The sequence below is a fragment of the Dyella sp. genome (assembly GCF_035486915.1).
Classification (GTDB): domain Bacteria; phylum Pseudomonadota; class Gammaproteobacteria; order Xanthomonadales; family Rhodanobacteraceae; genus Dyella_B.
The window spans coordinates 1-24,714 of the sequence record NZ_DATHMR010000186.1 but is presented as its reverse complement, the minus strand read 5'-3'; the positions used below and the strand labels follow the sequence as shown (position 1 = coordinate 24,714).

Sequence of the window (24,714 nt, the reverse complement as noted above, 5' to 3'; positions counted from 1 at the left end):
TCGCCCAAGCCCTATATCCATGTCCATCGAAAATCTGCGCAATATCGCCATCGTCGCTCACGTCGACCATGGCAAAACCACCCTCGTCGACCAGCTGCTGAAGCAGTCGGGCACCCTGTCCGAACGCACGGTGCTGGCCGATCGTGTGATGGACAGCAACGACCAGGAAAAAGAACGCGGCATCACCATTCTTGCCAAGAACACCGCGATCACCTGGCGCGGCAACCGCATCAACATCGTCGACACCCCAGGCCACGCGGACTTCGGCGGCGAAGTGGAACGCGTGCTGTCGATGGTCGATTCGGTGCTGCTGCTCGTCGACGCGATGGACGGCCCGATGCCGCAGACGCGCTTCGTCACGCAGAAAGCTTTCGCGATGGGCTTCAAGCCGATCGTGGTGGTCAACAAGATCGACCGTCCGGGCGCACGTCCGGATTGGGTGGTCGAACAGGTGTGGGATCTCTTCGATCGCCTGGGCGCCACCGCTGAGCAGATGGATTTCCCGATCGTCTACGCATCGGCACTGAACGGCTACGCCAGCCTCGATCACAACGTGCGCGAAGGCGACATGACGCCGCTGTACGAAGCGATCATGCAGCACGTGAGCAAGCCGGACGTGAATCCGGACGGCCCGTTCCAGATGCGCATCAGCCAGCTCGACTACAACAGCTTCGTCGGCCTGATCGGCATCGGCCGCGTACAGCGCGGCAAAGTGCGCAAGAACATGCCGGTGAGCATCGTCGATCGCGAAGGCAAAAAGCGTCAGGGCAAAGTGCTACAGGTGCTCGGCTTCATGGGTCTTGAGCGTATCGAGCAGGACGAAGCCGAAGCCGGCGACATCATCGCGATTTCCGGCGTGCAGGATTTGAGCATCTCCGACACCGTGTGCGCACTCGACACACCCGAAGGTTTGCCCGCACTCGCCGTGGACGAACCCACCATCAGCATGACCTTCCAGGTGAACAATTCACCGTTCGCCGGCAACAAGGATCTGAGCGGCGGCAAGTTCCTCACCAGCCGCCAGGTTCGCGACCGTCTCGAACGCGAAACGCTGCACAACGTCGCGCTGAAAGTGGAAGAAGGTTCCGACGCGGACAAATTCCTCGTCTCCGGTCGCGGAGAACTGCACTTGTCGGTGCTGATCGAAAACATGCGCCGCGAAGGTTACGAGCTGGCCGTGTCGCGTCCGGAAGTGATCATCAAGGAAATCGACGGCCAGAAAATGGAGCCGATCGAACAGCTGGTGGTGGACGTGGAAGAAGTGCACCAGGGCGGCGTGATGGAAAAGCTCGGCACGCGCAAAGCACAGCTGAAGAACATGGAGCCGGATGGCAAAGGCCGCGTTCGTCTCGACTACATGATTCCTGCCCGCGGCCTGATCGGCTTCCAGAACGAATTCCGCACGCTGACGCAAGGTTCGGGGCTGCTGTTTCACATCTTCGACCATTACGGTCCGAAGGAAGAAGGCGCGATCGCCAAGCGCAAGAACGGCGTGATGATTGCGAACGCAGCCGGCACGACGCCCGCTTACTCGCTCGGACCGCTGCAGGAACGCGGCAAGCTGTTCGCTGCCGAAGGCGATTCGGTTTACGAAGGTCAGCTCGTTGGCATCCATGCCAAGGACAACGATCTCACGGTGAATGCCATCAAGCCCAAGCCGCTGACCAACATGCGCGCATCGGGTAAAGACGACGCCATTCAGTTGACGCCCGCGACCAAGTTCTCGCTGGAGCAAGCGCTGGACTTCATCGACGACGACGAACTGGTGGAAATCACGCCGAAGGAAATTCGTCTGCGCAAGAAGCACCTGACCGAGAATGATCGCAAGAAAGCGTCGCGCGCAGGCTAATCGCCTCACGAACGCATAAACGAAAGGCCACCGTAAGGTGGCCTTTTTGTTGGACGTCTTTTCGTTGACACACACGCCTGCAGCTTGCAGCATGAGTGGTGCGCCGGCGATTGGACGTCCGTTACCTTCTCTCATGATCAACACGTCTCAACGCCACGTTCGCCGCAAAATCTTGTCCTGCCTGCTGATCGCTGCGGCACCGTTGCTTGCCCACGCCGATGATGCGCCGCTGTTCGTGCCGCAGTGGCTGGGTGCGCAATACACCTTCGTCGATCAGAACCAATCGCGCGTGCATTCGCCTTACAGCGGCCCGTTGAGTCTCAATGCAAACGGTTCGACGGCACGTTCGCACACGTTTGGCGGGTACTTCGGCATCCAGCTTCCCGAACGCCTGCAGTTTTATCTCGACGTGGAAATGTTCAAGGGTGAAGGCGTAAGCGGCGCCACAGGTCTTGGTGGCTTGACGAATGGCGACATCATTCGCTCGGGCGTTGCCAATCTTGGCAAAGGTCCTTATGTCGCACGCGCTTATTTGCGCTGGACCGTTCCGCTGGGCGATCAGATGACGACCATCGCGCGCGGACAAGATCAGTTGCCTGGCGAAGAAGCAACGAAACACATTGAGATCAAAGTCGGCCTGATGGCCGTCAATGACGACTTCGACAAGAACCGCTACGCGAACTCGACGCGCACGCAATTCATGAACTGGTCGTTGTGGAACAACACCGCCTGGGATTTCGCCGCCGACACGCGTGGCTACACCGACGGACTGATGGTCGGCTGGATTATGTCCGGGTGGAGTTTGCGCTATGGCATCTATCGCATGCCGATCCAAGCGAATGGACAACCGTTGGAAGAATCGTTGAGTGAGGCAAGCGGTCAGCAACTCGAATTGACACTGCAACCCCAACCCGACGGCTGGGCACTACGTTTCCTGGGTTTCTACAACAAGGGGAACATGGGCATCTATCAGCAAGCGATCGATATTGCCCAAGCCACCGGACAGCAGCCGAGCATCCACGACGACGACGCACCGGGGCGCCATAAGTTCGGCTTTGGCATCAACGGCGAACTTCCGCTCGCCGACAATGGCGACACCGGACTTTTCATGCGCGCCGGCTGGAACGACGGCCACACCGAATCGTTCATTTTTACCGAAGTCGATCGTTTGCTTAGCGGCGGTTTTCAGTTATCCGGCGTGCATTGGGGGCGTTCGGACGATCGATTCGGTTTGGGCGTTGCCATCGATGGGCTCTCGCGCATTCACTCCGAATACCTGACACTGGGTGGCGATGGATTCCTGTTGGGCGATGGCACGCTGCGTTACGGCCCGGAACAAATTGCCGAGGCGTATTACAGCATTGCGGTGATCAACCACCTCACCATCACGCCGGACCTTCAATTCATTCGCAATCCTGGCTACAACCGCGATCGCGGTCCTGCGCGCTTCGCAGGTCTGCGCGCACACATCGAGTTCTGATATCAGAATTGCAGATGGTTGCTGCTGCGAATCGTCGCGGCGCCGACGCGATGCATGTCGAACACCAGCAATTCGTTATGCCCATGTACGAACCATGATGCTGGGCAATACAGTCGCTGTTGCGGACCGATACGCCAGTAACGACCAAGCAGCTTGCCGTTGACCCACACATAGCCTTTGTCCCACTCGCTCATGTCGAGGTAGCAATCGCCAAGCTGATCGAGCTTGACGATGGCCTTGAAGAACATGCCGGGACGAAGCGCGGAGGGTGAGTTGCGGTCCATCGGCGGCAAGCCTGCGATGTAGGCGTCATCCAGCGGCAAGCTGTGCGCCTGCCAATCGTGCAGCTCCTCGCCGTTGAGCGTGACGGCGCCGACGATGCCTTTGAAGTCGTACATCGCCTGCCCGTAACCGACATGACCGAAACTGTCGACCAGAATCTCCACCATTGCACCGGCGCCATTCGCCGGTGGCGGAATATCCACGTTTTGCCTCACGTGTAAACCGGGCTTATTGACGCGCGATACGTAGTCCAGGTACTTCCCGCCGCTGAATACCGTGCCGTAATCGCGCACGCCTTCCATGTTCAGCAAACCGCCGGTCGACAGTGTCTTGCGGTACAACACCATGCCGTGGTTCTGCGCAAACAGGATTTCGTTCGGATCGGGCTTCTTCACTTGCCGCGACGGCATCGGAAAGTTGTCCCAGATCGATGCGTAAGGATGCGCAATCGCATCCTCAAAATGTATCGTCGGCGGCGCAGGTGGTGGCTCGGGAACCGGTTGAGACAGATGCGCAGTAATCACGGAACGGAAAGCGCGGTAATCTCGCGTGGCTTCCCCGCGCTCGTTGATCGGCGCACCGTAATCGTAGCTGGTGATCACCGGTTCGAAAAAAGCATAGTCGTTGCGCGCATTGGCACCGGCGGTGAAACCGAAATTGGTGCCACCATGTACTACATACATGTTGAACGAACGGCCTTCGGCCATGAGCTTGCGCAAGGTTGGAAGATAGTTGCCGCTTTGAAATAACAAATCGCCCCAGTGCGTCAACCAGCCGGGATAACCCTCGCCAACCCACACCGGCGCGTCGCCCGCTATCGCCTGCGCAGCGGCGAAATCGGTATCGCCATCCAGGCCTAACGCAGCGCCCGGCACATAAGTGCCCGCTTTCTGCAGTTGGTCCAATCCGTCGGAGATCGAGAACGGGCCTTCGATGCCATGCGCTTGCCACATCGCACGCAAGCGCAATAGATATTCGCGATCGTGACCGAACGATGCGTACTCGTTCTCGATCTGCATCATCAGGATCGGGCCGCCGCGGTTAGCCATGAGCGGTGCAATCTTGGGGCCGACCGCATCCATATAGCGCTGCACCGCCTGCATGTAACGCGCGTCGTCCTTGGTGCGCACGCGAATGGATGGATCGCGCAGCAGGTACGCCGGCAGACCGCCCAAGTCCCATTCCGCACAAACGTAAGGACCTGGACGCAAGTACACCCACATGCCTTCCTGCTGGCACAAGTTGATGAAACGGACGAAATCGCGGCGCTCGGTCGTGAAGTCGAAGTCGCCCGGCTCGCTTTCGAAGTAGTTCCACATCAAATAGACCGCGATGGTATTGAGCCCCATCGCCTTGGCCATCTGGATGCGGTGTAGCCAGTATTCGGCGGGAATGCGCGCCGGATGCATTTCGCCACTGCGGATCTGGAACGGTGTGCCGTCGAGCAGGAAATGTTGACGGCTGAGCTCGAAACGATGCGACTTTCCATCGGGGATGGGTTCGACGCCTGATGCTTTTTCCGTTTCGCCATAAGCAACCGGAATGGCTGCGGCCAGCGGTGTCAAAAGCGCAAATCGAAGAAAATCGCGACGCTCCATGAATTCCTCACCCCATAACGTTATTCAAGCACGGCCCCCTCCCTGCTTGCTGGGGAGGGAGTGCGTTGCGGCGAGATTGAAGAACCCACCCAACAACGGAGCCGGAGGGTACATCAAGGCGTCAATTCAAGGGTCAATACTTCGAATGGCGCCAGCGTGATCGTGCTCACATGAGTGGCGTCAAGCCGTTTCGGCGCGCCACCGCTGTTCCACACGTCGCGCACCTGGAACTGCCGCGCCGCGCCCGCTGGCAATTCCAATTGCCGTTGCAGATCGATGACGGCCGCCTGTGCATGCGAATCCGGATTGCGCAACGTGATGATCGATTTGTGCGGCGACCACGATGCCCAGCCGTAGACGTCGAGCCGTCCTGGATCGCCGCCGATCCAGTGCGTATCACGCAAGATATCCGCGTTACTGCGAGACCATTTAGCCGATTCAGCCAGCGTGTCCCAGTCGTCTTTGCTCAGCAACGACGGCGTGATGTACATCTCTTGCAGTTGCGTTCCCGTGGCGAAATAGGAATGCACTTCGTTGGCAAAGTCATGCCCTGGGTCGGTATTGAGGCGCGTGTTCTTCTGCGCGTAGATGATCCCGTGGAGCATCAGCGAATTGATCGGATACAGCGGGCCTTGAATGACGATGTTTTCGTACGTTTGCTGATCGCGATAAGTGATCCATTGCTCCCGCTCGGTACCCACACCAGCATGCCAGTCGTCTTCGCCGCCACGCCAGATAGAGTCGGCGTAGCGCAACCAGAAGGGTGATGCCCATGTGCCGGTCGTGAGGTTGATATAGGTATCCGGATGCGAAGCGCGGATATCTTCGATCAGCGCAATCGCCGCCGAGAAATCGCTATCGAAACGGCTACCAGGGAATACGCTGTCTGCGTTGCCCGTACCGTCGAACTTGAACTGGTTGATGCCATCCTTATCGAGCATCTCCATGACCGCATCATGGAAGCGCTGGTAGTAGAGCGGACCGGAGAGCGCGAAGCCGTCGTCGATGATTTCATAGCCGGTGGCCTTGCCGTTCTTTACACGCTCATCCTTGGGCGGCCCATAACCACCCCATGGCGACAACCACACGCCCGGCGCAGCGCCATACTTCGCCGCTGCATCGCGCAACGGGACAAAGCCATGGGGGAAATCCTTGCTGAAATGCCAACTGCCGGAACGATCGTCCCAGCCATCGTCGAACAGGAAGGAGTCGAGCTTCACGCCGCGCTTGACGCTGAGTTCTTCACCGAAGGTGTCGATGCGATCGAGCGCTTCCGCCTCGGTATACGGCGTGAAGTAGCCGATGTCGTACCAGGAGTTGTAATGCAGGAACGTCCTGTACGGATGAGCACGTTCCCGCTGGACGTAGGTGGCGAAATCACGTCTGAGCTGACCGTCGCGAACGACACCGGCAACGGCCGAGTACGTGATCGATTGACCCTTGCGAAGCGGTAGCGTGCGAGCCATCGTCAGCAACACATGCTTACCGCGCACATCACTGTCGGAAAGCGGATTCTCGAATCCCGTGTACATCTGCCCGGCCACCACGGGTGAACCTTTGACCGTACCGTCGACTTCCGCATGATCGATGGTGGACGGTATTAACGACACACTAGTAAGCGGCTCGTCCTGTTTCAATGCAGTGATAGTGACGATTTCTCGCAGATAAGCCGAATCATCGCGCTGGATGAGCTGCCAGTCGATACGAAACCGCCCATCGGCATCGCCAAAGCTTGCGCTCACTGCCTTACCTGCTGAACGCTCCGCCAGATTCGCAGACTTTGGATCGGCTGCCAATGCATGCTCCGACGGCGCCGCCAGCAAATGCATATCGCTTGCCTTGATGGCTTGCTTGTTCGGCAACATCAATTCAAAAAGGGCATCGACCTTCAAAACCTGGCCGTCGTCGCGATCCGCGATCGTGAAATCCGACAAGTGGTTTTGAGCGACCACCCAGGTCGCCTCGACGGCGGCATTCCCGAATTGCGTTTGCCCCTTCTGAACGGCATAGACGGGCGCACCGGGATTGAGAATCGCCGCGTCGTCGGCATGCGCCGCCTGCGCACTCCCTAGACATGCGCCTATCAGGCCCATGGCAAGACCGGTCATGCGCATCGTTGTCAGCGTGTTGCGATAAACGCGAAGCATGAAAACCTCTTGAAAAATCGTCGGCGCTTAGCGCCCTGGTGGTAATCGAAGTGACGAATGGGATTCAACCGGCGAGGCCGCAAGGAATCACCCCTTGCGGACCTCGCCGTTCTCACATCAGAACTTCTGCGAATAACGTACGTAGACATAGCGGCCAAGGTCATACGACGAGTTGTAGTCGTACGGCGTATCGCCGCTTTGATAGCCACCGTACACGTTCGGGCTGACGCGATTGAAGATGTCGTTCGCACCGAGCGAGATCGTGGCATGCCACGGCGCGTTCCAGTACACCTGCAGATCGTTGAATGTGATGGACGGAATCTGTGTCTGCGGCACCACACCCACCCCCGGCGCGTAGTAGTTGGGCAATGTGCACGGGAACGCCGTAATACCCGTCGACGGTGCATAAGCGCAGTCCACCTTGTAAGGCGAGAAGTAACGCACCGTCCAGCTTGCACCAAAGTCGTGCCAACTCCAGTTCAACGTCACGTTGTCACGCAAACGCCAGGATGTGTAGTAGTTCTGCGTGTTGCCAGCCATGTAAATGACGTTCGAACCGATGGTCGGCAACATGTTGAACGCCGAGATGTACGTACCATTCATGCCCAGCTTGAAGTTGCCGATAGGTGTCTCGGGGAAGCGATAGTTGAACGAGAAGTCATAGCCACGCTCCTTCAACCAACCCGCGTTCGTTTCCAGATTCAGCAGATCGTAGATCTGGCCCGTGGTCGGATTGCGCTTGAACTGACCGCAGGCGGACTGGATGCTGTATTGGTAGCAATCGGCGATCAGCTGATCGTTGCTGATGCCGGTAATCAGATTGCGGATGTTGTACGTCCACCAATCGATGGTCGCGTCGAAGCCAGGTAACCACGACGGGCTGTAAACAACGCCCACATCGCCGTTGTAAGACGTCTCCGGGCGCAGGTTGGGATTGCCGCCGGTCCAGTTTGTCGTGGGCTCGGCGCCCTCACCGCTGGGCGATGTAATGGGGGCGCCGGTATTGTCGGTCTGACGGAAGTTCGTTGGGACGCCCTGGATGCCGCCGTAACCGGTCAAGCAACGTTGTGCGACAAGCGCGTTGTTACCGTACGCAGAGGGGCCGTAAACCGAATCGCACGGATCGGTGAATGTCCCGGCCGGATAACGCCCCTGGAAAAGATCATTCACCGTCGGCGCACGGAAGCCGGTACCGTAACTGGCACGTACCAGCACATCGTCAATCGGCTTCCACGTCAATTTGAACGAGCTGTTGGTCGTGCCGCCAAAGTTGCTGTAATGCGAATAACGTGTCGCCACATCGAGGCTGAGGCTCTGCGCACCGGGCAGGTCTTTCAGCAGCGGTGCGTTAACTTCGGCGTATGCCTCGTTGAGATCGTAACCACCGCTATTGGGTCCGACACCGCCGTCGGTCGAATAGCCCGCGTAGGCAAAAGGATCGGGCGAGTCATAACCGGATTCGTCGCGATGCTGTACACCCGTGGAGAACGTCAGATCGCCACCGGGAAGCTCCGCGAGATCGCCACCGAAGTCCGCCACCCATGCACGCTCGTTGCTGCCGTAGTGCTCGATGCTGTTGATCGCGATGTACTTGAGTTCTTGCTGCGTCAGCGGCGCGAGCGGGTTGATGGGCACGCAGCCGGCAATCACGTTACCCGGCGTGCCGCACACCACCGCGCCACCTTGCATGAACGACGGCCCCAATGCATTGGCAACGTTGATCAGGTTGAAATAACCGGTGCGCGTGTTCTCGCCACTGATCTTGCTGTCGTACGTGTAAACGTCCCAGTTGAATTCGTGCTCGCCGATGCTGAAGACACCGTCCAAACCAAAGCTGTAGCGATAGTTCTTGTTGTCGTTCCAGCTGACATAGCTGTCTTCAGGTGCGTAACGGGCAAACTGGATCGGCTGAATCCCGTTAAGCGGGTTGTAGTAGCTGTATTGGGAAAGCACCGAGGGAAACGCGCCGTTCGAACCCATGCCCGAATAAAAATACGGCGAGCCCGATTGCGCGGTTTCGTAATCGGCGTTATAGCCGTAGTTGAACTTGAATGTGATGTTGTCGGTGATCTTGTAATGCGCGTCGAGGTACAGGTTCTTCGTCCTGTCCTCCGTCAACAGCATATTCGTGCGACCGGCGTAAGGGTTGTAATTTTGATCGCCAGCGTTCGCGAGGCTGGTGATGTTTCCGTTCGCCGCGTACGTCGGATATACGTAAGGATGGTAATCGTTGATGTTCATCGGATTGCCACCCGCATTGAGCACCCACGGTTGAACAGCGCCGTTAACGGTGGCAGCACCCGGATAGTTGAGGATCTGTGCCTGCGGTCCCGTCTGGTTCAAACCGTAATTGGGATACTGCGACGTATAGGGATACGCCGAAAAACTGCGATCGTCTGCCCATACGGCGCTCTGATTCTGGAAGGAAGCGCTGAATACGATGCCACCGCGATCATTGCTCTTGCCGGCCGTGAAACTGTTTTGCGTCTGACGGCCGTCCGCATGCGGCATATATTCGCCGTCGTACGTATCGAGTTGAACGCCGTTGAAGTTTTTCTTCGTGACAACGTTGATCACGCCGGCGATGGCATCGGAACCGTAAACGGCCGACGCGCCTGTCGCCAGAATGTCGATGTGATCGACGATGGAGGTCGGAATCACGTTGATGTTGGTGTAACCACCGTGTGCAGCACCGATGCGTTGACCGTCCACCAGTACCAGCGTTCGCATCGCACCGAGGCCGCGAAGATCGATGAACGAGCCACCCTGATTGGGGCCCAGATCGCCGGGTGCGGATCGACTGAGATCCGGCGGCGACATCGACGATACGTTCTGCAGCAGCTGACCGACCGTCGCAAAGCCCTGCTTCTGAATATCTTGCGCAGTAATCGTGACCACAGGCTGCGCCGCTTCGACATCCACGCTACGAATGTTCGAACCTGTCACCGTGACCGCTTCAAGGTTGACGGCCTTCTTGGTCGAAGGGGTGCTGCCTTGCGTGGACTGGTTGCTTTGGCCGTTACCAGTGTCTGATGACTGCGTTGTCGATGTTGTCTGAGCTACAGCGGCGCCCGCGAAAGCCAAGCCTGTCAAAGCCAGGGCGACGTGAAGCGCGAGAAACGTTTTCTTGATCGTGGCGTGAGCGGTTTGTTCCGTGCCGCGATCGGTGCCGCGGCAACTTGTTTTTTTGGTGTGCATCAAAACCCTTCCTCCCGTGTTGTGATGTCGCATCACGCGCAATCGCATTGCCGTGTGCAAATGTTGATCGTCAGGCGAAAGCTCCCCTTACGCCCTGGACGCAGTCTTGTGCTCCCTACTTGTGTGCGCTGTGCATCACCGTGGTGACGCGCTGTGCGCTTTCTCCTGTTCACGCAGACGGCTTACCTTTACCGACGGAAGCAACGACTCCACGCTGCTTCGCTCTGCAAAACCAGTCTCTTCCGTCTGCGCGTTGGCAACGCCGCTGGCAACCGCCAGCTGCAGTGCTTCATCGAGCGACATATTTCGTTTGATGGCCACCGCAAAGCCGGCAAGAAAACAATCGCCGGAACCCACGCTGTTGCGCACATAAGCTGAGGCACATTGCGCATGCCAGACGCCGCTTTCATCGGCAGCGAGGGCGCCAAGTTCGCCCATCGTCACCACCGGCACAGCAACGCCGCGCTCGCGCAACGCCGTTGCTGCACGCTCGGCAGCATGCAAATTAAAAACGGATTGACCGATCCATTCGCTGATTTCATCGCGATTGGGTTTGACCATGAAAGGCTTCGCATCGACGGCATGCCGCATCGCGTCGCCGCTGGCGTCGACCAGACAGCGCTTGCCACGCTGCCGCGCGTACTCGACCAGGTCGGCGTAGACCGTCGCCGGCAGCCCGCGGGGAAGACTTCCACAGAGAATCACCAGCTCGCTTTCATCGATGCTGCGCCGAAAGTGTTCCAGCAGCGCGTCGCATTCGGATCGCGAGAGTTCCGGACCTTGCCCCAATATTTCCGTGATAGCGCCACGCGCATCGCGCAGCGCCAGACAGTGACGAAGTTCGCCTGCGACATCGATGCCGTGAAACACAACGCCGCGTTCGTGCATGCGACGATTGATCAGGTCGCGATGCGCCGCATCCACCACACCGATCAATTGCACGCGCTCACCTAGCGCAGCAATGGTCTGCGCAACGTGCACACCCTTGCCACCGGGATAGACGTGCTCGACCTGTACCCGATGCACCTCGCCAGGATTCAGCGCTTCGAGCTGAATGAAACGATCGATAGCGGTGTTGAATCCGGCGACGGTGATCATGGCTTGCCCGCCATCATGTCCAGCGCTTGATCTGCGGTAGCTTGCGCCGTCGTGCCGCCAATGCCGCGCGTGGAAAGGCTCCCGCATGCACTACCCCACTGCATGCAGTCCAGCCACGACATCTTGCGCAGCCATGCATGCAGGAAACCTGCGTCGAACGAATCGCCCGCACCGGTGCTGTCGATGGCATCAACGGCATACGCCGGTACGTCGACCCGACCGCCTTCCAGACTGCTGCAGCCTTCGCTGCCACGCTTTACGACGGTGCGAGTGCGGCCGTTTTGCACGGCAGCCAATGCCGCGTTCAGATCCTCGCGTCCCGTAATCGCTTCCAGCTCCTGCTCGTTAGGCAGAAACACATCGACGTACTGCAAGGTTTCAAGCACATCGCCTTCCCACTTCTGCTCGGGATCGAAACCGGGGTCGAGCGATGTGGTGAGGCCCAACGCGGTGGCGCGCTCAAACAATCGATGGCAGCCCGGCCGTAATGCCTTCTGCAGGTAATAGGAAGAGACGTGCAGATGACCCGCCTTTCGCAGCCATTCGTCCTGCACTTCATCAGCACGCAATTCGGCAATCGCGCCAGCGAATGTCACAAGTGCGCGATCGTGTGGCGTGGACAACGACGCGGTGACACCCGTACGCAACGACGCATCCGGCCGCAATGACGATGTATCGATTCCCGCATCGCGCAAAGCACGCAAACAAAACTCGCCGGACGCATCCGTGCCGAGCCGTCCATGGAACGCCACGCGATTACCAAGCTTCGCCAGACCCATCGCGCAAATCATCGATGAGCTACCCAGTGTCATCACGAAATCATCGGCGAGCACTTCCTTGCCCGGCATCGGCAGCGCACGACAACCCTTGAAGACGAAATCCACATTGATTTCGCCAACCACCAAAATGCGCACGGCGTGCTCGGTCGTATTCACGGCGATGCTCCGTGAATGGCGAAGTCCTCGACAACGCGAGTCAGCACGCCTTCGGACGGGGCATCTGGCTTGCAACCCAGTTGCAGGCAGCGAAAAAACGCCAAAAGCTGCGTGACCACGACATCCGTAAGAACGGCAGCGGCATCGGCGCTGGATGTCGCGAAAGGCGCATCGACGTAAACATCGTTGGCACCGATCACATCAGAGGGCACATCCGAACCGACAATAAGCTTGGCCATGCCAAGTTGCTTGCGCGACACTTCGCGCAGCACATCCATCTCGTAACGTCGAACATCGGCCTGGGGCGACAACAACGCGACGATCAGCGTCGACGGATGGATGAACGACATCGGCCCGTGCCGCAAGCCAAGAAACGTTTCCGCCATGGTGATGACCTTGCCGCCGGTCATCTCCAGCATTTTCAGCGCGCCTTCGCGTGCTGCGCCAAATGCGGCGCCGCTGCCCAGATACACCACCGATGCGATATCGCGCTGCGCCAGCGCGACCAAACTGTCCGACGACGCATCGAAAATCCGCCGCACATTCGATGCAACGTGATCGATGGCGTCTTCGACGATCGCTCCGCGCGTTCGCTGCAACAAGGCGGTGCCGCCGAGCAGCAGATTGGTGAAGCTGCTGGTCATCACCAGGCTGCGGTCGTTGGTGCGTTCGTCCAGCACCAGCACCGTGACGCGCGGATCGTTGTTGTATTGCGTGGCAAGCTTGCCGTCGGCGTTGCAGGTAATCACCAGGTGCCGCCACTGCGGCGCTTCGGCGAGCAAAGTGCTCACCACGCCGCCGCTTTCCGGGCTATCGCCCGAACGCGCCAGTGAAATCAACAAGCCAGGGCCTGGCGGCAGTACGCTGTCCCAATGCGTCAACAGCGTTCCCGCCGCAATCGCCTGCACGGGTACGCCAAGACCCGATTGCAGCAGCGGTGCCAGGCACTCGCCGATGTACATGGAACTGCCCGACCCCGTGAGCACGATATGCATCGGCCGCGGCTCGATCGCTTTCGCCAGCCGCTGCTGGACGACCGGGCTGTGGAGCAAATCGAACGTGTCCTGCCAGGTAGCTGGCTGCTGCAAGATCTCCCGCAGGGTGTCGGTATAACCGGCCGCCTGCTGTTCGTCGACGGGCGCGCGCGCCAACGCCTCCAAGGTTGTTTTATCTTTCGTTTTCTTATGAAGTATTGACATTTTGCTCAATTCGCTCGAATGTGAAACCATCCGATGACGCTCCCAGAGTATTCGAAATGAAAGACGACTTACAACACCTTTCGAAATCTTCCGAAAAGTTTTCGAAACTTTCTCTTTCCCACGGCAAGCGAACCCGTCTGCATCGATTGATGTATGGCCATGGCCCCCGTAACGGCAGCCTGCTCGTGCTGCCGTTGGATCAAGGACTGGAGCACGGCCCGACCGATTTCTTTCCGAACCCGCCCGCCGTCGATCCTGAGTACCAATTTCGCCTCGCGGTGGAAGGAAATTTCTCGGCCATCGCGCTCGGCGTGGGGCTGGCTGAGAAGTACATGGGCGATTGGTGCGGGCAGGTTCCGTTGATTCTGAAGCTCAACGGCAAGACCAATATCCCCAGCGATGCGGACGCCACCTCGCCGCTTTTCGCATCCGTCGAAGATGCCGTGCGATTGGGCGCCGATGCGGTGGGCTACACCATGTATATCGGCTCGCCACGTCAGCACGATGAATTCCGCCAGTTCGAAAAAGTGCGCCAGGATTGCGAGCGCTACGGCATGCCGCTGGTGTTGTGGTCGTATCCGCGAGGCTCGGCGATCGATGCAAAAGGCGGCAAAGGCAGCCTCTACGCGCAGGATTACGCCGCACGCGTCGCACTGGAGCTGGGCGCCGATCTGGTGAAGTTGCATGAGCCGGACGATAGCCGCACGAACGTGCCGGCTCCGTATAACAAGCTCGATGAAGACCCGTCCGCTCGCACGCAACGCGTCGTGCGCTCGGCCGGGCGCACGATGGTGCTGTTCTCCGGCGGCGAGAAAAACGACGACGACGCGGCCGTGCTGCGCAAAGTCGAGTTCTACATGGCCTCCGGCGCCACCGGCGTGATGTTCGGCCGCAACATGTGGTTGCGTCCTTTGGACCAAGCCGTGGCACTCACGAGGGCCGTACACCAGATCATGGCCAAGTATCCGCGCTGACTGCTCGAGGGGTCTCCCCCTCCGCCTCGGCAGTCATTGCGGCGCCGATCCCTCTCCCCGGCGGGATGCCTCACGCATCCTCCGCCTGCGCCGGGGAGAGGGGTAAGGCACTCGGCGCCGCTTGCGTTTCCCTCCCAGTGTGTTTCGATCAACACTGACGCGCGCACCCTCTTCCGGCAGTCACGAGGAAGCAGAGAAAGTCATGACGCAACGCCAACGCAAACCACCCTCGGCACGGCATGCGCCGTGGTCGTTCCGCACGCAAACGCGTGGCGGATGCTTCTGCTGCGCGCCACCGCGCGGCGCCGGGACTATTCAGGCGAATAGTGGAAAAAATCCGCTGCAAACAGCGCCCGATCAAAGCAAGAGCGATCTGCGGCTAAAAGATTTCAAGCCGCGCAGTATGTTGCGTGTGCCCAAATCGCGCATCCAAACACCGCGTTTTCCAGTCATCGATGCGCATACGCACCTCACCTGGTCGACGAACGTACGAAACGGTGTTTCTGTCGGCGAAGACATCACGGTTTTTGCGAAACCCCAAGACCTGCTGCCCGTGATGGATCGCAAAGGTATCCGCACGCTCGTCAATCTCACCGGTGGTGTCGGCAAGGGACTGGAACAAACGGTTCGCATGTTCGATGAAGCCGCGCCGGGACGCTTCATCACACTCACCGAACCTTCCTATGGGCTGTTCGCCGAATCGAATTACCCTCAATTACAGGCTGATGCGATTGAACATGCGCATCGCGTTGGCGCACGCGGTTTGAAGCTGCTCAAGACACTCGGCCTTTATCTGCGCGAACAGATCGATTCTGGCCCGTTGGTGGCCGTGGACGATCGACGCTTCGATCCGATGTGGGAAGCCTGCGCGGCGTACAACATGCCGGTGTTTCTGCATGTCTCCGATCCGGAGGCGTTCTTTCTGCCGACCGACGAATATAACGAGCGCTACGAAGAACTCAGCCATCACCCGGACTGGTCGTTCTACGGCCCGGAGTTTCCCAGCAACGAAGAAATTCTCGCAGCGCGCGATCGCCTGATCGCCCGGCATCCCAAAACCACCTTCGCGCTGATGCATGTGGGCAACTGGGCCGAGAACCTGGATGCCGTTTCGGCCTGCCTGGACCGCTTCCCCAATACGCTGGTGGATATCAGCGCGCGTATCGGCGAGTTGGGGCGGCAACCGCGCACTGCCCAACGCTTTTTCGACCGCTACCAGGACCGCATTCTATTCGGCACCGACGCAGTCCCCTCACCTTACGGCGACGACGTACCCCAGCAGCTGTTCTGCGATGAGCTCTACGAGATCTATTACCGATTCCTCGAGACCGAGGACGAATACTTCGATTACGCCCCGGCCGAGACACCGCCGCAAGGCCGTTGGTCGATTTATGGGGTCGGATTGAAAGACACAATCCTGCGCAAGATATACCATGACAATGCCGCCAGAGTTTTGAATATCCGTCATGAGTGAAGCCCGCGCCTCCGTCCCTTCGCAGCGTCTTCTCGTCGAGGAACGCCGACGCATGATCGTCGACTACGTCGAGAGCAACGGCCGCGCCACGGTCGAAGAGCTCGCCTCACGTTTCGGCACGTCGTCCGTCACGATCCGCAACGATCTGGAGACACTCGCTCGCAGCTCGGCGATTGCGCGTTCACACGGCGGCGCGTTGCCCGTTACGCAAGCGACCACCAATGATGTGCCGTTGAACATCAAAGAGACACGCTCGCATCCGCAAAAGCTGCGCATCGGCCAGGCGGCTGCCAAGCTAATTCAGGACGGTGAGACCATCATTCTTGATTCGGGCTCGACCACCGCGGAAATTGCGCGGCAGATTCGGCAGATGAAGTTCGAATCGCTCACGGTCGTGACCAATGCATTGAACATTGCGCTGGAATTGTCTGGACTGCCGAACATTCGCGTGATGATGCTGGGTGGTCTGCTGCGGCAAACCTCGTATTCGCTGGTTGGCCCCGATGCGGAACAGGCGTTATCGCGTCTCTCTGCCGATCGCCTGTTTCTCGGTGTCGACGGTCTCGATCCGGTCGTCGGCGTCACTACACCCGACCCGCTGGAAGCCTCGCTCAACGCGTTGATGATTCGCGTATCGCGCGAAACGATCGCCGTATTCGACGCGAGCAAACTGGGACAGCGCAGCCTGTCCGTGATCACACCCGTGCAAACATTGCATACCGCCATCACTGACAACAGCGCCTCGCCCGAGATGGTCGAGGCACTTCGCAGCGCTGGCGTAAAGGTGATGTTGGTCTAGCCCGTCAAGCACCCACCGGCAGCTGCGCGCGCTCCAGCGCCGAAATATGCCGTTCCAAACGCGGCCCCACGTAGCATTGCGAGCCACACGGCAGCAGCCCTACTTCGTGAAAGGCATGCAGATACCATGCCGGTGAGCGCAACTGCAGATCCTGATGATCGCCATCCGGATCGTCGCGATTGGTAAACACTTCCAGAAACGCGACACCCTCCAGCATCTCGGCAATGCCGACAAGCCCAGCGCGTATTTCAGCCGGCTTGAGGTAATGCAGCACGTCGGAACACACGATCACATCGAAGCGCGTGTCGAAACGGAGTTCCGCCAGTTGACTGAAGCGTGCAAGGCCGATATTCCGGCTGCGTCCGAAGCGTCGAACGACATATTCACTGGCATCCAGGCCGCGGTAATGTACGTCGGGCCGTAGCGCACGCAACGGCGCGCGCCATACGCCTTCGCCGCAGCCGACATCGAGCACATTGCGGATCGGCCTGCCCAGATAGAACTCGGCCTGCGCCACTACCATCGCTACTTTGCGCTTCAACGCCCCAGGAGAACTCACCGCGTGGTCGGGGTCGCGGTACCACTTGTCGAAATAGGCCTGATCGTAAGTTTTGTGCATGGTTGGGCTCCATCCAGCCCTGCATGGTAACTCCCCATTAACGTCGCGCGCCGCATTTCGTGAATCACAGCGAAATATTCTTCGCCTAACGCGACATTTGGGTCAGCCCTGAGGAAACATAGACGTTGAGGCAGTAAAGACACTCAACGGGGGCCCAACCATGCAAGCAGAAATCATCCCACACCCACGAAAGCGACCTTCCCGACTACTCGTGGCTCTTTTGCTGGCGGCGCCGTTGATCTGTCCACTGTCAGTGAAGGCCGCCGACACCCGTCCGCTGAGTCCCGACGATGTCGCGTGGCTGCGTCGTGTCAGCTTCGGTCTGGATAGCGCCACCATCGAGCGCTACCGCGAAGTCGGTCGTACACGTTTCCTCGACGAACAACTGGCCGGTGGCGACGATCCGCTTCCCCCTGCCGTCGCACCGCTCATCCAGAGCTACGAGGTTTACAACACCGCGCCCGCTCAGCTGGTGGCCCAATATCGGGATGCGCAGCAGAAGGTCAAGAAGACCGATGACTCCGATACCAGCGCCAAGGATATGGCGAAGAAAGATTTCCAGATGTATCGCCGCGACCTCTACAAGCAAAGCATGGAGGTCGAGCTACTTCGCGCGGTTTATGGTCGAAATCAGCTGAAAGAACAGATGGTGTGGTTTTGGCTCAACCACTTCAGCGTGTACGCGCCCAAAGGCGGCGTAGGCCTGTTTACGACCGATTACGAAGAAAACGTAATCCGCCCGCACGCGTTGGGCAAGTTCAAGGATTTGGTCATGGCGACACTGGAAAGCCCCGCCATGGAGCTGTATCTGGACAACGCGAAAAATATCCGCGGCAAAACCAATGAGAACTACGCACGCGAATTGATGGAACTGCACACGCTCGGCGTCAATTCCGGTTACACGCAGCAGGACGTGCAACAACTGTCGCTGATTCTCACGGGTGCAGGAGTGGTGGCCCAACGCGGTCCCAATGTGGTCGACGGCATCGATGGTAACTTCCTGGCTCAACGCCCTGGTGTCGTGCGCAATGGCTTGTTTATTTTCCTGCCCGGCCGTCACGATTTTTCCAACAAGGAATTCCTGGGGCAGACCATTCGCGGCAGCGGCTTTGATGAAGTCGAGCAAGCCGTCGATTTGATCGTGCGACAACCGGCATGTGCGACATTTGTCTCCAAGCAGATTGCACAGTACTTCGTTGCCGACGATCCGCCGCCCGCACTCGTCGACGAAATGGCACACACCTTTCAGCGGACCGATGGCGATATCGCCGCTGTGCTACGCACGATGTTCATGTCCAAATACATTACGCAAAGCTACGGCAAGAAGTTCAAGGACCCCACGCAGTTCCTGGTTTCGGCCATGCGCATCAGTTACGACGGCAAACCGATCAGCAATGCCGATCCGCTGGTGAACTGGCTCAATCAGATGAGCGAATTGCCGTACGGCCACATTACGCCCGACGGTTGGGCTCTCGATAGCACGAACTGGTCCAGCTCCGGTCAGATGGCGAAGCGCTTTGATGTAGCGCGCGCCATCGGCAGCGGCAGAAACCGTCTTTTTGTCGGCATCGATGGACAGGTGGCGCAAGCCAATCCACCGATGCTCAATTCAACGCTTTTCCAGCAAACGCTCGAACCTACGCTGTCTGCGAGTACGCGTGATGCATTGGCCAAGGCCGCGTCACAAGTCGAGTGGAATACGTTTCTTCTATCGTCGCCCGATTTCAACTATCGCTGAGGTACACCATGAACCGTCGCGAATTTCTGCTTGCTGCTGGTGCCGCTGCGACATTGCCAGCGCTCTCTTTCTCCGGTCGCCTGTTCGCTGCACCGACGAACTCGCCGCGCTTTCTGCTGGTGTTCCTGCGTGGCGGATACGACTGCAACAACTTTCTGGTGCCCTACAGCAGCGACTTCTATTACGAATCGCGCCCGACGATTGCGATTGCTAAGCCCGACAACTCGTCCAATAGCGCTATCGCGCTGGATTCCAACTGGGGCTTGAACCCGGTGTTGCGTGATTCGATCTATCCGCTGTGGCAGAAGAAGCAAATCGCATTCATTCCGTTCGCGGGCACCGATGATCTGTCGCGCAGCCATTTTGAAACACAGGACAACATCGAGCGCGGCGAACCGCAGGACCAGGGCGGCAACTTCCGCTCGGGCTTTATGGCGCGTCTTTCCAGCGTGCTTACAGGCGTTCCAGCCATCGCGTTTACCAATAGCCTGCCACTGAGTTTCCAGGGTGCGAGCAAAGACATTCCGAATATTTCGCTCAAAGGTGACACTAAGGCGCATTTTGACGATCGTCAGGCGTCCATCCTGGCAGGTATGTACAAAAACACATCGCTGGCATCGGCTGCAGCAGATGGCTTGAGCCTGCGTTCGACCGTGTCAATGGATCTTCAGAACGAAATGGTCGCCGCGAGCCGCGGCGCGCCAAGCGCATCGGGTTTTGCGCAGGAAACACAACGCATCGCGACGCTGATGCGCGATCAATATCGCCTGGGCTTTGTCGATGTCGGCGGTTGGGATACGCACGTGAATCAAGGCAACGTCACCGGCGGACTCGCCAACAATCTTCGTAACCTGGGTGAAGGTCTTGCTGCCTATGCCAACACTCTGGGCGATGAATGGAACAACACGACGGTGGTGGTCGTTTCCGAATTCGGACGCACGTTCCGTGAAAACGGCGACCACGGCACCGATCATGGTCACGGCACCGTGCACTGGGTGCTCGGCGGCAAGGTCAATGGGGGGCGCATCGCGGGCGAGCAGATTGCCGTGACGCAAAACAACCTGTTGCAGAATCGCGACTACAAGGTGCTCAACAACTACCGCGACGTGTATAGCGGATTGCTCGGTCGCATCTGGGGCCTGCAAGGGAATCATCTGCAGACCATCTTCCCGCAAGCGCGCCCGCGCGATCTGCAACTGGTGTAGTGAAGAAGCAAGCCCTCCATCGTCATTAGCTGGCTGCGCCGATGTGAAACACGTCGGCGCAGACCGCAATGACGATATGGCAGAATCCTACTGTCAGGTTATTTCTGCTGCCCCCGCAAACCTGCGGGACGAGCCAAAACCCGAGAGACTCGCCGCATGCGTCCAACCGCTCTTGCCGCCCTGTCGCTGTCGATAACCTTACTGATCGCACCCATCCTTACGCAGGCATCCGGCAGCAACGCCACGCTGAGCCAGGAAGATACGGTGTGGCTCCGGCGCGATGCCTTCGGATTGGATACGGCAACCGTCGCGCAATATCGGGCGCTCGGCCGTAAAACGATGCTGGAAAAGCAGCTGGACGATCGCCTTGGCGATAGTCTGCCCGCGCCAATTGCTGCGCAGATTGCATCCTACGAGTCGTTCTACACACCACTCGATCAGTTACTGACATCCATTCAAAACGAGCAGCAGCAAATCAAAGCCATGCCTGATGGCCCCACGAAGGTAGCTGCTAATCAGGCCTTGCAAGCTCGCGGCAATAAGCTAGGACAGGAAGCACAACAAGCAGAGCTATTGCGTGCCATCTACGGACCCAATCAGCTCAAAGAACAGCTAGTGTGGTTCTGGCTCAACCATTTCAGCGTGTATGCACCCAAAGGGCGCGTGCGCTGGGAACTGGCCGACTACGAACAGAACGCGATCCGCCCGCATGCGCTGGGTAAATTTCGCGACTTGGTGATGGCGACGCTGGAAAGCCCAGCCATGCTCGAGTTTCTGGACAATGCCCAGAACGCGAAAGGTCACGTCAACGAGAACTATGCGCGGGAATTGATGGAGCTGCACACGCTCGGTGTCAATTCGGGATATACGCAACAGGACGTGCAGCAGCTGGCCTTGATACTCACCGGCGTCGGCATTGCACCCACAAACGGCAAGCCGGAGAAGTTTGGCCCAAAGGTCGCACCGCTCGTTGTTCGCAATGGTTTGTTCGAATTCAATCCGCAGCGACACGACTTCAGCGACAAGGTACTGCTCGGCAAAACCATCAAGGGCAGCGGATTTGACGAAGTGCAGCAAGCGGTCGATTTGATCGTCAAGCAACCGGCGTGTGCGCAATTCGTCTCGCGCAAGCTTGCCGAGTACTTCATCTCCGATAATCCGCCGCCGGATCTCGTCACGAAAATGGCGCGCACATTCCGCCACAGCGACGGCGATATCGCGCAAGTCATGCGCGTGATGTTCCAATCACGCGACCTGGTCAGCAACGCCGGCAAGAAATTTAAGGACCCGATGCAGTTCGTCGTCTCGTCCGTGCGATTGGGCTATGACGGCACGCCAATCGTGAACGCGCAACCGATGGTGGGCTGGCTCAATCAGCTCGATCAACCGTTGTTTGGACGCATCACGCCAGATGGCTGGCCGCTGGATAACATCAGCTGGTCCAGTTCCGGACAGATGGCGAAACGCTTCGACATCGCGCGTGCCATCGGCACAGGTAACAACCAGCTCTTTACGCCGGTGGGAAGCACCCAACGCGGCGCCGGTTTTCCGATGCTGACGACGCGTCTTTATTACGACGCAATCGAACCGTATATCTCGCCGGCCACGCACGACGCACTTGCCAAGGCGACGTCCCAGCAGGAATGGAACACATTCCTGCTTTCATCGCCGGATATGAATTACCGTTGATATCTCATGCGCGGCGATATTCGCCGTGCAGAACGCGCTCCCAATGGACGCCACCATCGAAAGAGCTTTCCAGAGTTAGCTGGTAGCTACCGTCTTCGGACGGCGTGTAGATGTGACGCGTTTGTCCGCGCGATGACACGCGCAAGAAAACCAGCTGCCTGCCATCCCAGTGCCCCAGCGCGGGCTGCGCTGGCGTAAAGCCGTAACTGTCGAACCAGTAAAGCGCGTATTCACCGGGCTCGGCACCCGCAACGAATATTGCATGTGCCTGCAACGATGGTTTGCCGTTGCGTTCTTCGCGATAGTCCTGCAACAAGGCTTTGCCGCCAAGCTCGAAACGCGCACTAACTTTCGCCGTAGCAGGACCGCCCTCTCCCCAGCGGGTGGTAGCGATATGCTCCTCGCCCAACCATTCACCCGCCAGTGCAGCAAGTACGCCGTTGCCTTCTGTCGAGTTCATGCGCACTTACTCCTTCACCGCTCCGGCGACTAGCAAATGCTTCGCCATCTGGCCATGCAGATGTCCCACGGCACGCACCATATGCAAGGTGGTGAACAAGAGCAGCACGCCAAGCACGCACAGGATGAAAGCGGCGGGCCAACCGTCCAACAACAGGATGCCGTGACATACCCAGTAGGGACCGTCGCAGGTGTCCTGAAATCCGGACAGCGTCGCGACGAGCTTCACAAAGGGGGCGCCTGTAAACGCCAGCGACACGCTGAGCATCGTCACTGTTAGCGTGAAATAAATGATGCCAAGCGGCAGCATCATCAGCATGTAGAACAGCGTGCTCCAGCTACGCGGGTCGGTGAACATCGCGCCGATTCGCTGCCACAACGACATCCCGTGCGTGGAATACGACGGACGGCGCGGCATGCGCACACCCAGCATCGATTCCACCATGCGCCCTTCCACCAGCGAAAGGACACGCACCGAGCCGAAGAACAGCATAATGAACGGGATGCCGATAATCAGCACCGCCAGACCCAACGACAGCGAAATGCCCGTCACCGTCCAGGTGAAATAGAAAATACCCGTCGCCAGCGACAGCACCATGTAGAACAACGCGCTGTAAGTGCGTGGATCGGTCGCCACGCCAAAGAACTGACCCGCCAGCGAGCGGCGCTTCGGCTGCGGTGGTGGACGCAGTGCGCGCTGAATCTTGATTTCCTGATCGCGGTAAATCTCCGCGACTTCCTCCGGCGCACCATAACTGCTTACTACCTTGGCAAGCATGTCGGCTTCGCTGCGCCCTGGCGTTTCAGCCAGCTCTGCGCGCAGGTGTTCTTCTGCGTCGTACAGCGCATCCTGAATCAACGCCGGATCGGCGCCACGCAACGCGGCGCGCAGCTGATCCAGATATTCCGCGATTGTGCGCGGCGCAAAATCTGGACGTGTCGTCATCGCCATTCTCCTTGCAGAACCCTATCGACAGAATCGCGCGTGCCTTCCCACGCCTCGATCCACTCTCGCAATACTTCGCGACCATATTTCGTGATGCGGTAATAACGTCGCGGCGGCCCACTTACCGAGGGCTCCACTTCACTCCCCAACAAACCGGCCGCCTCCAGATTTCGCAGCACGGGATAAAGCGCACTCTGCTTACCCGCCAACGCACCCTCGCCCAGCTCCTCCAGCCGCTTGGCAATCTGATAGCCATACATCGGCTGCCGCGACTGCCCAAGCACTGCCAACAGCACCAGGGACACCGTGCCGGTAGAAAGCTCTTTCTGAAACTTTTTGAGTTGGCCCGCGTTATCGTCCACGGCTGACCCGCTCTTCCACTTATGATGGAGTGCACTGTAGTGTGGAGTTCACACTAGTGCATGGGCCTGAAGTCATGGCCGCTGGGCATGACACCAATTGGGCACAACACCAATGTATGTACCGGTTGTACACACATTGGTGTTGGGGGACATGTACAAACATTGGTGTTAGAACCTTGATTCACCCTTTCGGCATCGGGTCGAAGCTCAACGCGGGGGCCCGCCAGTCCGCCTGTGAACCGCCCTAGCAGGCTTCTAAATGTGCCACCCAGGCCCAATCCGAGCCTCCCCCAGCCCGGTGGGCTATGCGACTAGCGTTGCACCCCCTCGCACATTCCTAGATCATGCCAATAGCGTCCTCCCGGGGGGGAGAACCACAGACGGTTGCGATTTCGCAAATGCACTTATATGAGGGCGCGACGTTCCCCCAAGATTCAGTAGCATGAAGCTTTCGAATCTGGCTCCTTGTCTTCAGTGGCGGCTAATTGCTTCCTGAATTCTCTGAAAGGCTTGATCGTCTATTTCGCCACGACGACCTTGAAGCAGCTCCAAAAGACTTGAGCGCCGGCTAGATCCTAGGGGTGCATAACGGTTGCTATCAACAATCCAATCGCCTAGCAATGTCACAAACCAGAGGAGCTCAGATTCCCTGGAAGGATGGAA

At 58.5% G+C, this 24,714-nt stretch carries 19 protein-coding genes; 8 read left to right on the top strand and 11 right to left on the bottom strand.

Annotation, left to right across the window (positions count from 1 at the left end):
- Positions 1-19 precede the first annotated feature (19 nt).
- A complete protein-coding gene (typA, locus tag VK725_RS15235; protein ID WP_325318907.1) occupies positions 20-1,849 on the top strand; it encodes a translational GTPase TypA in 1,830 nt (609 codons plus the stop codon).
- Positions 1,850-1,940: 91 nt separating this feature from the next.
- Positions 1,941-3,329 (top strand): carbohydrate porin, encoded by a 1,389-nt coding sequence (locus VK725_RS15230; RefSeq protein WP_325318906.1) that lies wholly within the window; start codon positions 1,941-1,943, stop codon positions 3,327-3,329.
- Between the two features lie 2 nt (positions 3,330-3,331).
- Here VK725_RS15230 and VK725_RS15225 read toward each other — a convergent pair whose 3' ends face one another.
- The 6 genes from VK725_RS15225 to VK725_RS15200 form a co-directional block, all read right to left on the bottom strand.
- Positions 3,332-5,209, bottom strand: a complete 1,878-nt coding sequence (locus VK725_RS15225) for a beta-galactosidase (RefSeq protein ID WP_325318905.1) — start codon at positions 5,207-5,209, stop codon at positions 3,332-3,334.
- Positions 5,210-5,322: 113 nt separating this feature from the next.
- Entirely contained in the window at positions 5,323-7,356 is a 2,034-nt protein-coding gene (locus VK725_RS15220) for an enterotoxin (protein ID WP_325318904.1), read from the bottom strand.
- A 117-nt stretch (positions 7,357-7,473) separates the two neighbouring features.
- Positions 7,474-10,554: a TonB-dependent receptor plug domain-containing protein gene (locus VK725_RS15215; protein ID WP_325318903.1), complete on the bottom strand. Its 3,081-nt coding sequence runs from the start codon at positions 10,552-10,554 to the stop codon at positions 7,474-7,476.
- A gap of 135 nt (positions 10,555-10,689) precedes the next feature.
- A complete protein-coding gene (locus VK725_RS15210) occupies positions 10,690-11,652 on the bottom strand; it encodes a 1-phosphofructokinase family hexose kinase (protein ID WP_325318902.1) in 963 nt (320 codons plus the stop codon).
- On the bottom strand, positions 11,649-12,587 hold the full coding sequence (locus VK725_RS15205) for a carbohydrate kinase family protein (RefSeq protein ID WP_325318901.1): 939 nt from the start codon (positions 12,585-12,587) through the stop codon (positions 11,649-11,651). The genes VK725_RS15210 and VK725_RS15205 overlap by 4 nt, the downstream gene beginning before the upstream one ends.
- On the bottom strand, positions 12,584-13,786 hold the full coding sequence (locus tag VK725_RS15200) for a tagatose-6-phosphate ketose isomerase (protein ID WP_325318900.1): 1,203 nt from the start codon (positions 13,784-13,786) through the stop codon (positions 12,584-12,586). Before VK725_RS15200 ends, VK725_RS15205 begins: the two co-directional genes overlap by 4 nt.
- A 56-nt stretch (positions 13,787-13,842) precedes the next feature.
- On the opposite strand from VK725_RS15200, the gene VK725_RS15195 reads away from it, so the two are divergent.
- The 3 genes from VK725_RS15195 (at position 13,843) to agaR (ending at position 17,033) form a co-directional block, all read left to right on the top strand.
- Positions 13,843-14,760, top strand: coding sequence for a fructose-bisphosphate aldolase (locus tag VK725_RS15195; RefSeq protein ID WP_325318899.1), 918 nt, complete (start codon positions 13,843-13,845; stop codon positions 14,758-14,760).
- 202 nt (positions 14,761-14,962) lie between these two features.
- Positions 14,963-16,234 (top strand): amidohydrolase family protein, encoded by a 1,272-nt coding sequence (locus tag VK725_RS15190; RefSeq protein WP_325318898.1) that lies wholly within the window; start codon positions 14,963-14,965, stop codon positions 16,232-16,234.
- Positions 16,227-17,033, top strand: a complete 807-nt coding sequence (gene agaR / locus VK725_RS15185) for a transcriptional repressor AgaR (protein WP_325318897.1) — start codon at positions 16,227-16,229, stop codon at positions 17,031-17,033. The genes VK725_RS15190 and agaR overlap by 8 nt, the downstream gene beginning before the upstream one ends.
- Before the next feature lie 4 nt (positions 17,034-17,037).
- Here agaR and VK725_RS15180 read toward each other — a convergent pair whose 3' ends face one another.
- Positions 17,038-17,652 carry a class I SAM-dependent methyltransferase gene (locus tag VK725_RS15180; RefSeq protein ID WP_325318896.1) on the bottom strand — a complete coding sequence of 205 codons (615 nt, stop codon included), beginning with the start codon at positions 17,650-17,652 and terminating at the stop codon, positions 17,038-17,040.
- 160 nt (positions 17,653-17,812) lie between these two features.
- On the opposite strand from VK725_RS15180, the gene VK725_RS15175 reads away from it, so the two are divergent.
- The 3 genes from VK725_RS15175 to VK725_RS15165 all read left to right on the top strand — a co-directional run bounded on the left by VK725_RS15175 (position 17,813) and on the right by VK725_RS15165 (position 22,284).
- Positions 17,813-19,390, top strand: a complete 1,578-nt coding sequence (locus VK725_RS15175) for a DUF1800 domain-containing protein (RefSeq protein ID WP_414648516.1) — start codon at positions 17,813-17,815, stop codon at positions 19,388-19,390.
- Positions 19,391-19,398: 8 nt separating this feature from the next.
- Positions 19,399-20,595 carry a DUF1501 domain-containing protein gene (locus VK725_RS15170; protein ID WP_325318894.1) on the top strand — a complete coding sequence of 399 codons (1,197 nt, stop codon included), beginning with the start codon at positions 19,399-19,401 and terminating at the stop codon, positions 20,593-20,595.
- Between the two features lie 156 nt (positions 20,596-20,751).
- The gene (locus VK725_RS15165) at positions 20,752-22,284 is read left to right on the top strand and encodes a DUF1800 domain-containing protein (RefSeq protein WP_325318893.1); all 1,533 of its coding nucleotides are present in this window, start codon (positions 20,752-20,754) and stop codon (positions 22,282-22,284) included.
- Between the two features lie 4 nt (positions 22,285-22,288).
- On the opposite strand, the gene VK725_RS15160 is transcribed toward VK725_RS15165, so the two are convergent.
- The 4 genes from VK725_RS15160 to VK725_RS15145 all read right to left on the bottom strand — a co-directional run.
- Positions 22,289-22,744 carry a DUF1579 domain-containing protein gene (locus tag VK725_RS15160; protein ID WP_325318892.1) on the bottom strand — a complete coding sequence of 152 codons (456 nt, stop codon included), beginning with the start codon at positions 22,742-22,744 and terminating at the stop codon, positions 22,289-22,291.
- Positions 22,745-22,750: 6 nt separating this feature from the next.
- A complete protein-coding gene (locus VK725_RS15155; RefSeq protein ID WP_325318891.1) occupies positions 22,751-23,689 on the bottom strand; it encodes a sensor domain-containing protein in 939 nt (312 codons plus the stop codon).
- Positions 23,686-24,051 (bottom strand): PadR family transcriptional regulator, encoded by a 366-nt coding sequence (locus VK725_RS15150; protein ID WP_325318890.1) that lies wholly within the window; start codon positions 24,049-24,051, stop codon positions 23,686-23,688. The genes VK725_RS15155 and VK725_RS15150 overlap by 4 nt, the downstream gene beginning before the upstream one ends.
- Before the next feature lie 471 nt (positions 24,052-24,522).
- The coding region (locus tag VK725_RS15145) for a hypothetical protein (protein ID WP_325318889.1) at positions 24,523-24,714 on the bottom strand (192 nt) is incomplete at its 5' end.

Bases quoted from the DNA above. Each gene is read 5' to 3' on its own strand.
- typA (WP_325318907.1), top strand. From the start codon at position 20: ATGTCCATCGAAAATCTGCGCAATATCGCCATCGTCGCTCACGTCGAC.
- VK725_RS15230 (WP_325318906.1), top strand. From the start codon at position 1,941: ATGAGTGGTGCGCCGGCGATTGGACGTCCGTTACCTTCTCTCATGATC.
- VK725_RS15225 (WP_325318905.1), bottom strand. From the start codon at position 5,209: ATGGAGCGTCGCGATTTTCTTCGATTTGCGCTTTTGACACCGCTGGCC.
- VK725_RS15220 (WP_325318904.1), bottom strand. From the start codon at position 7,356: ATGCTTCGCGTTTATCGCAACACGCTGACAACGATGCGCATGACCGGT.
- VK725_RS15215 (WP_325318903.1), bottom strand. From the start codon at position 10,554: ATGCACACCAAAAAAACAAGTTGCCGCGGCACCGATCGCGGCACGGAA.
- VK725_RS15210 (WP_325318902.1), bottom strand. From the start codon at position 11,652: ATGATCACCGTCGCCGGATTCAACACCGCTATCGATCGTTTCATTCAG.
- VK725_RS15200 (WP_325318900.1), bottom strand. From the start codon at position 13,786: ATGTCAATACTTCATAAGAAAACGAAAGATAAAACAACCTTGGAGGCG.
- VK725_RS15195 (WP_325318899.1), top strand. From the start codon at position 13,843: ATGAAAGACGACTTACAACACCTTTCGAAATCTTCCGAAAAGTTTTCG.
- VK725_RS15190 (WP_325318898.1), top strand. From the start codon at position 14,963: ATGACGCAACGCCAACGCAAACCACCCTCGGCACGGCATGCGCCGTGG.
- agaR (WP_325318897.1), top strand. From the start codon at position 16,227: ATGAGTGAAGCCCGCGCCTCCGTCCCTTCGCAGCGTCTTCTCGTCGAG.
- VK725_RS15180 (WP_325318896.1), bottom strand. From the start codon at position 17,652: ATGCACAAAACTTACGATCAGGCCTATTTCGACAAGTGGTACCGCGAC.
- VK725_RS15175 (WP_414648516.1), top strand. From the start codon at position 17,813: ATGCAAGCAGAAATCATCCCACACCCACGAAAGCGACCTTCCCGACTA.
- VK725_RS15170 (WP_325318894.1), top strand. From the start codon at position 19,399: ATGAACCGTCGCGAATTTCTGCTTGCTGCTGGTGCCGCTGCGACATTG.
- VK725_RS15165 (WP_325318893.1), top strand. From the start codon at position 20,752: ATGCGTCCAACCGCTCTTGCCGCCCTGTCGCTGTCGATAACCTTACTG.
- VK725_RS15160 (WP_325318892.1), bottom strand. From the start codon at position 22,744: ATGAACTCGACAGAAGGCAACGGCGTACTTGCTGCACTGGCGGGTGAA.
- VK725_RS15155 (WP_325318891.1), bottom strand. From the start codon at position 23,689: ATGACGACACGTCCAGATTTTGCGCCGCGCACAATCGCGGAATATCTG.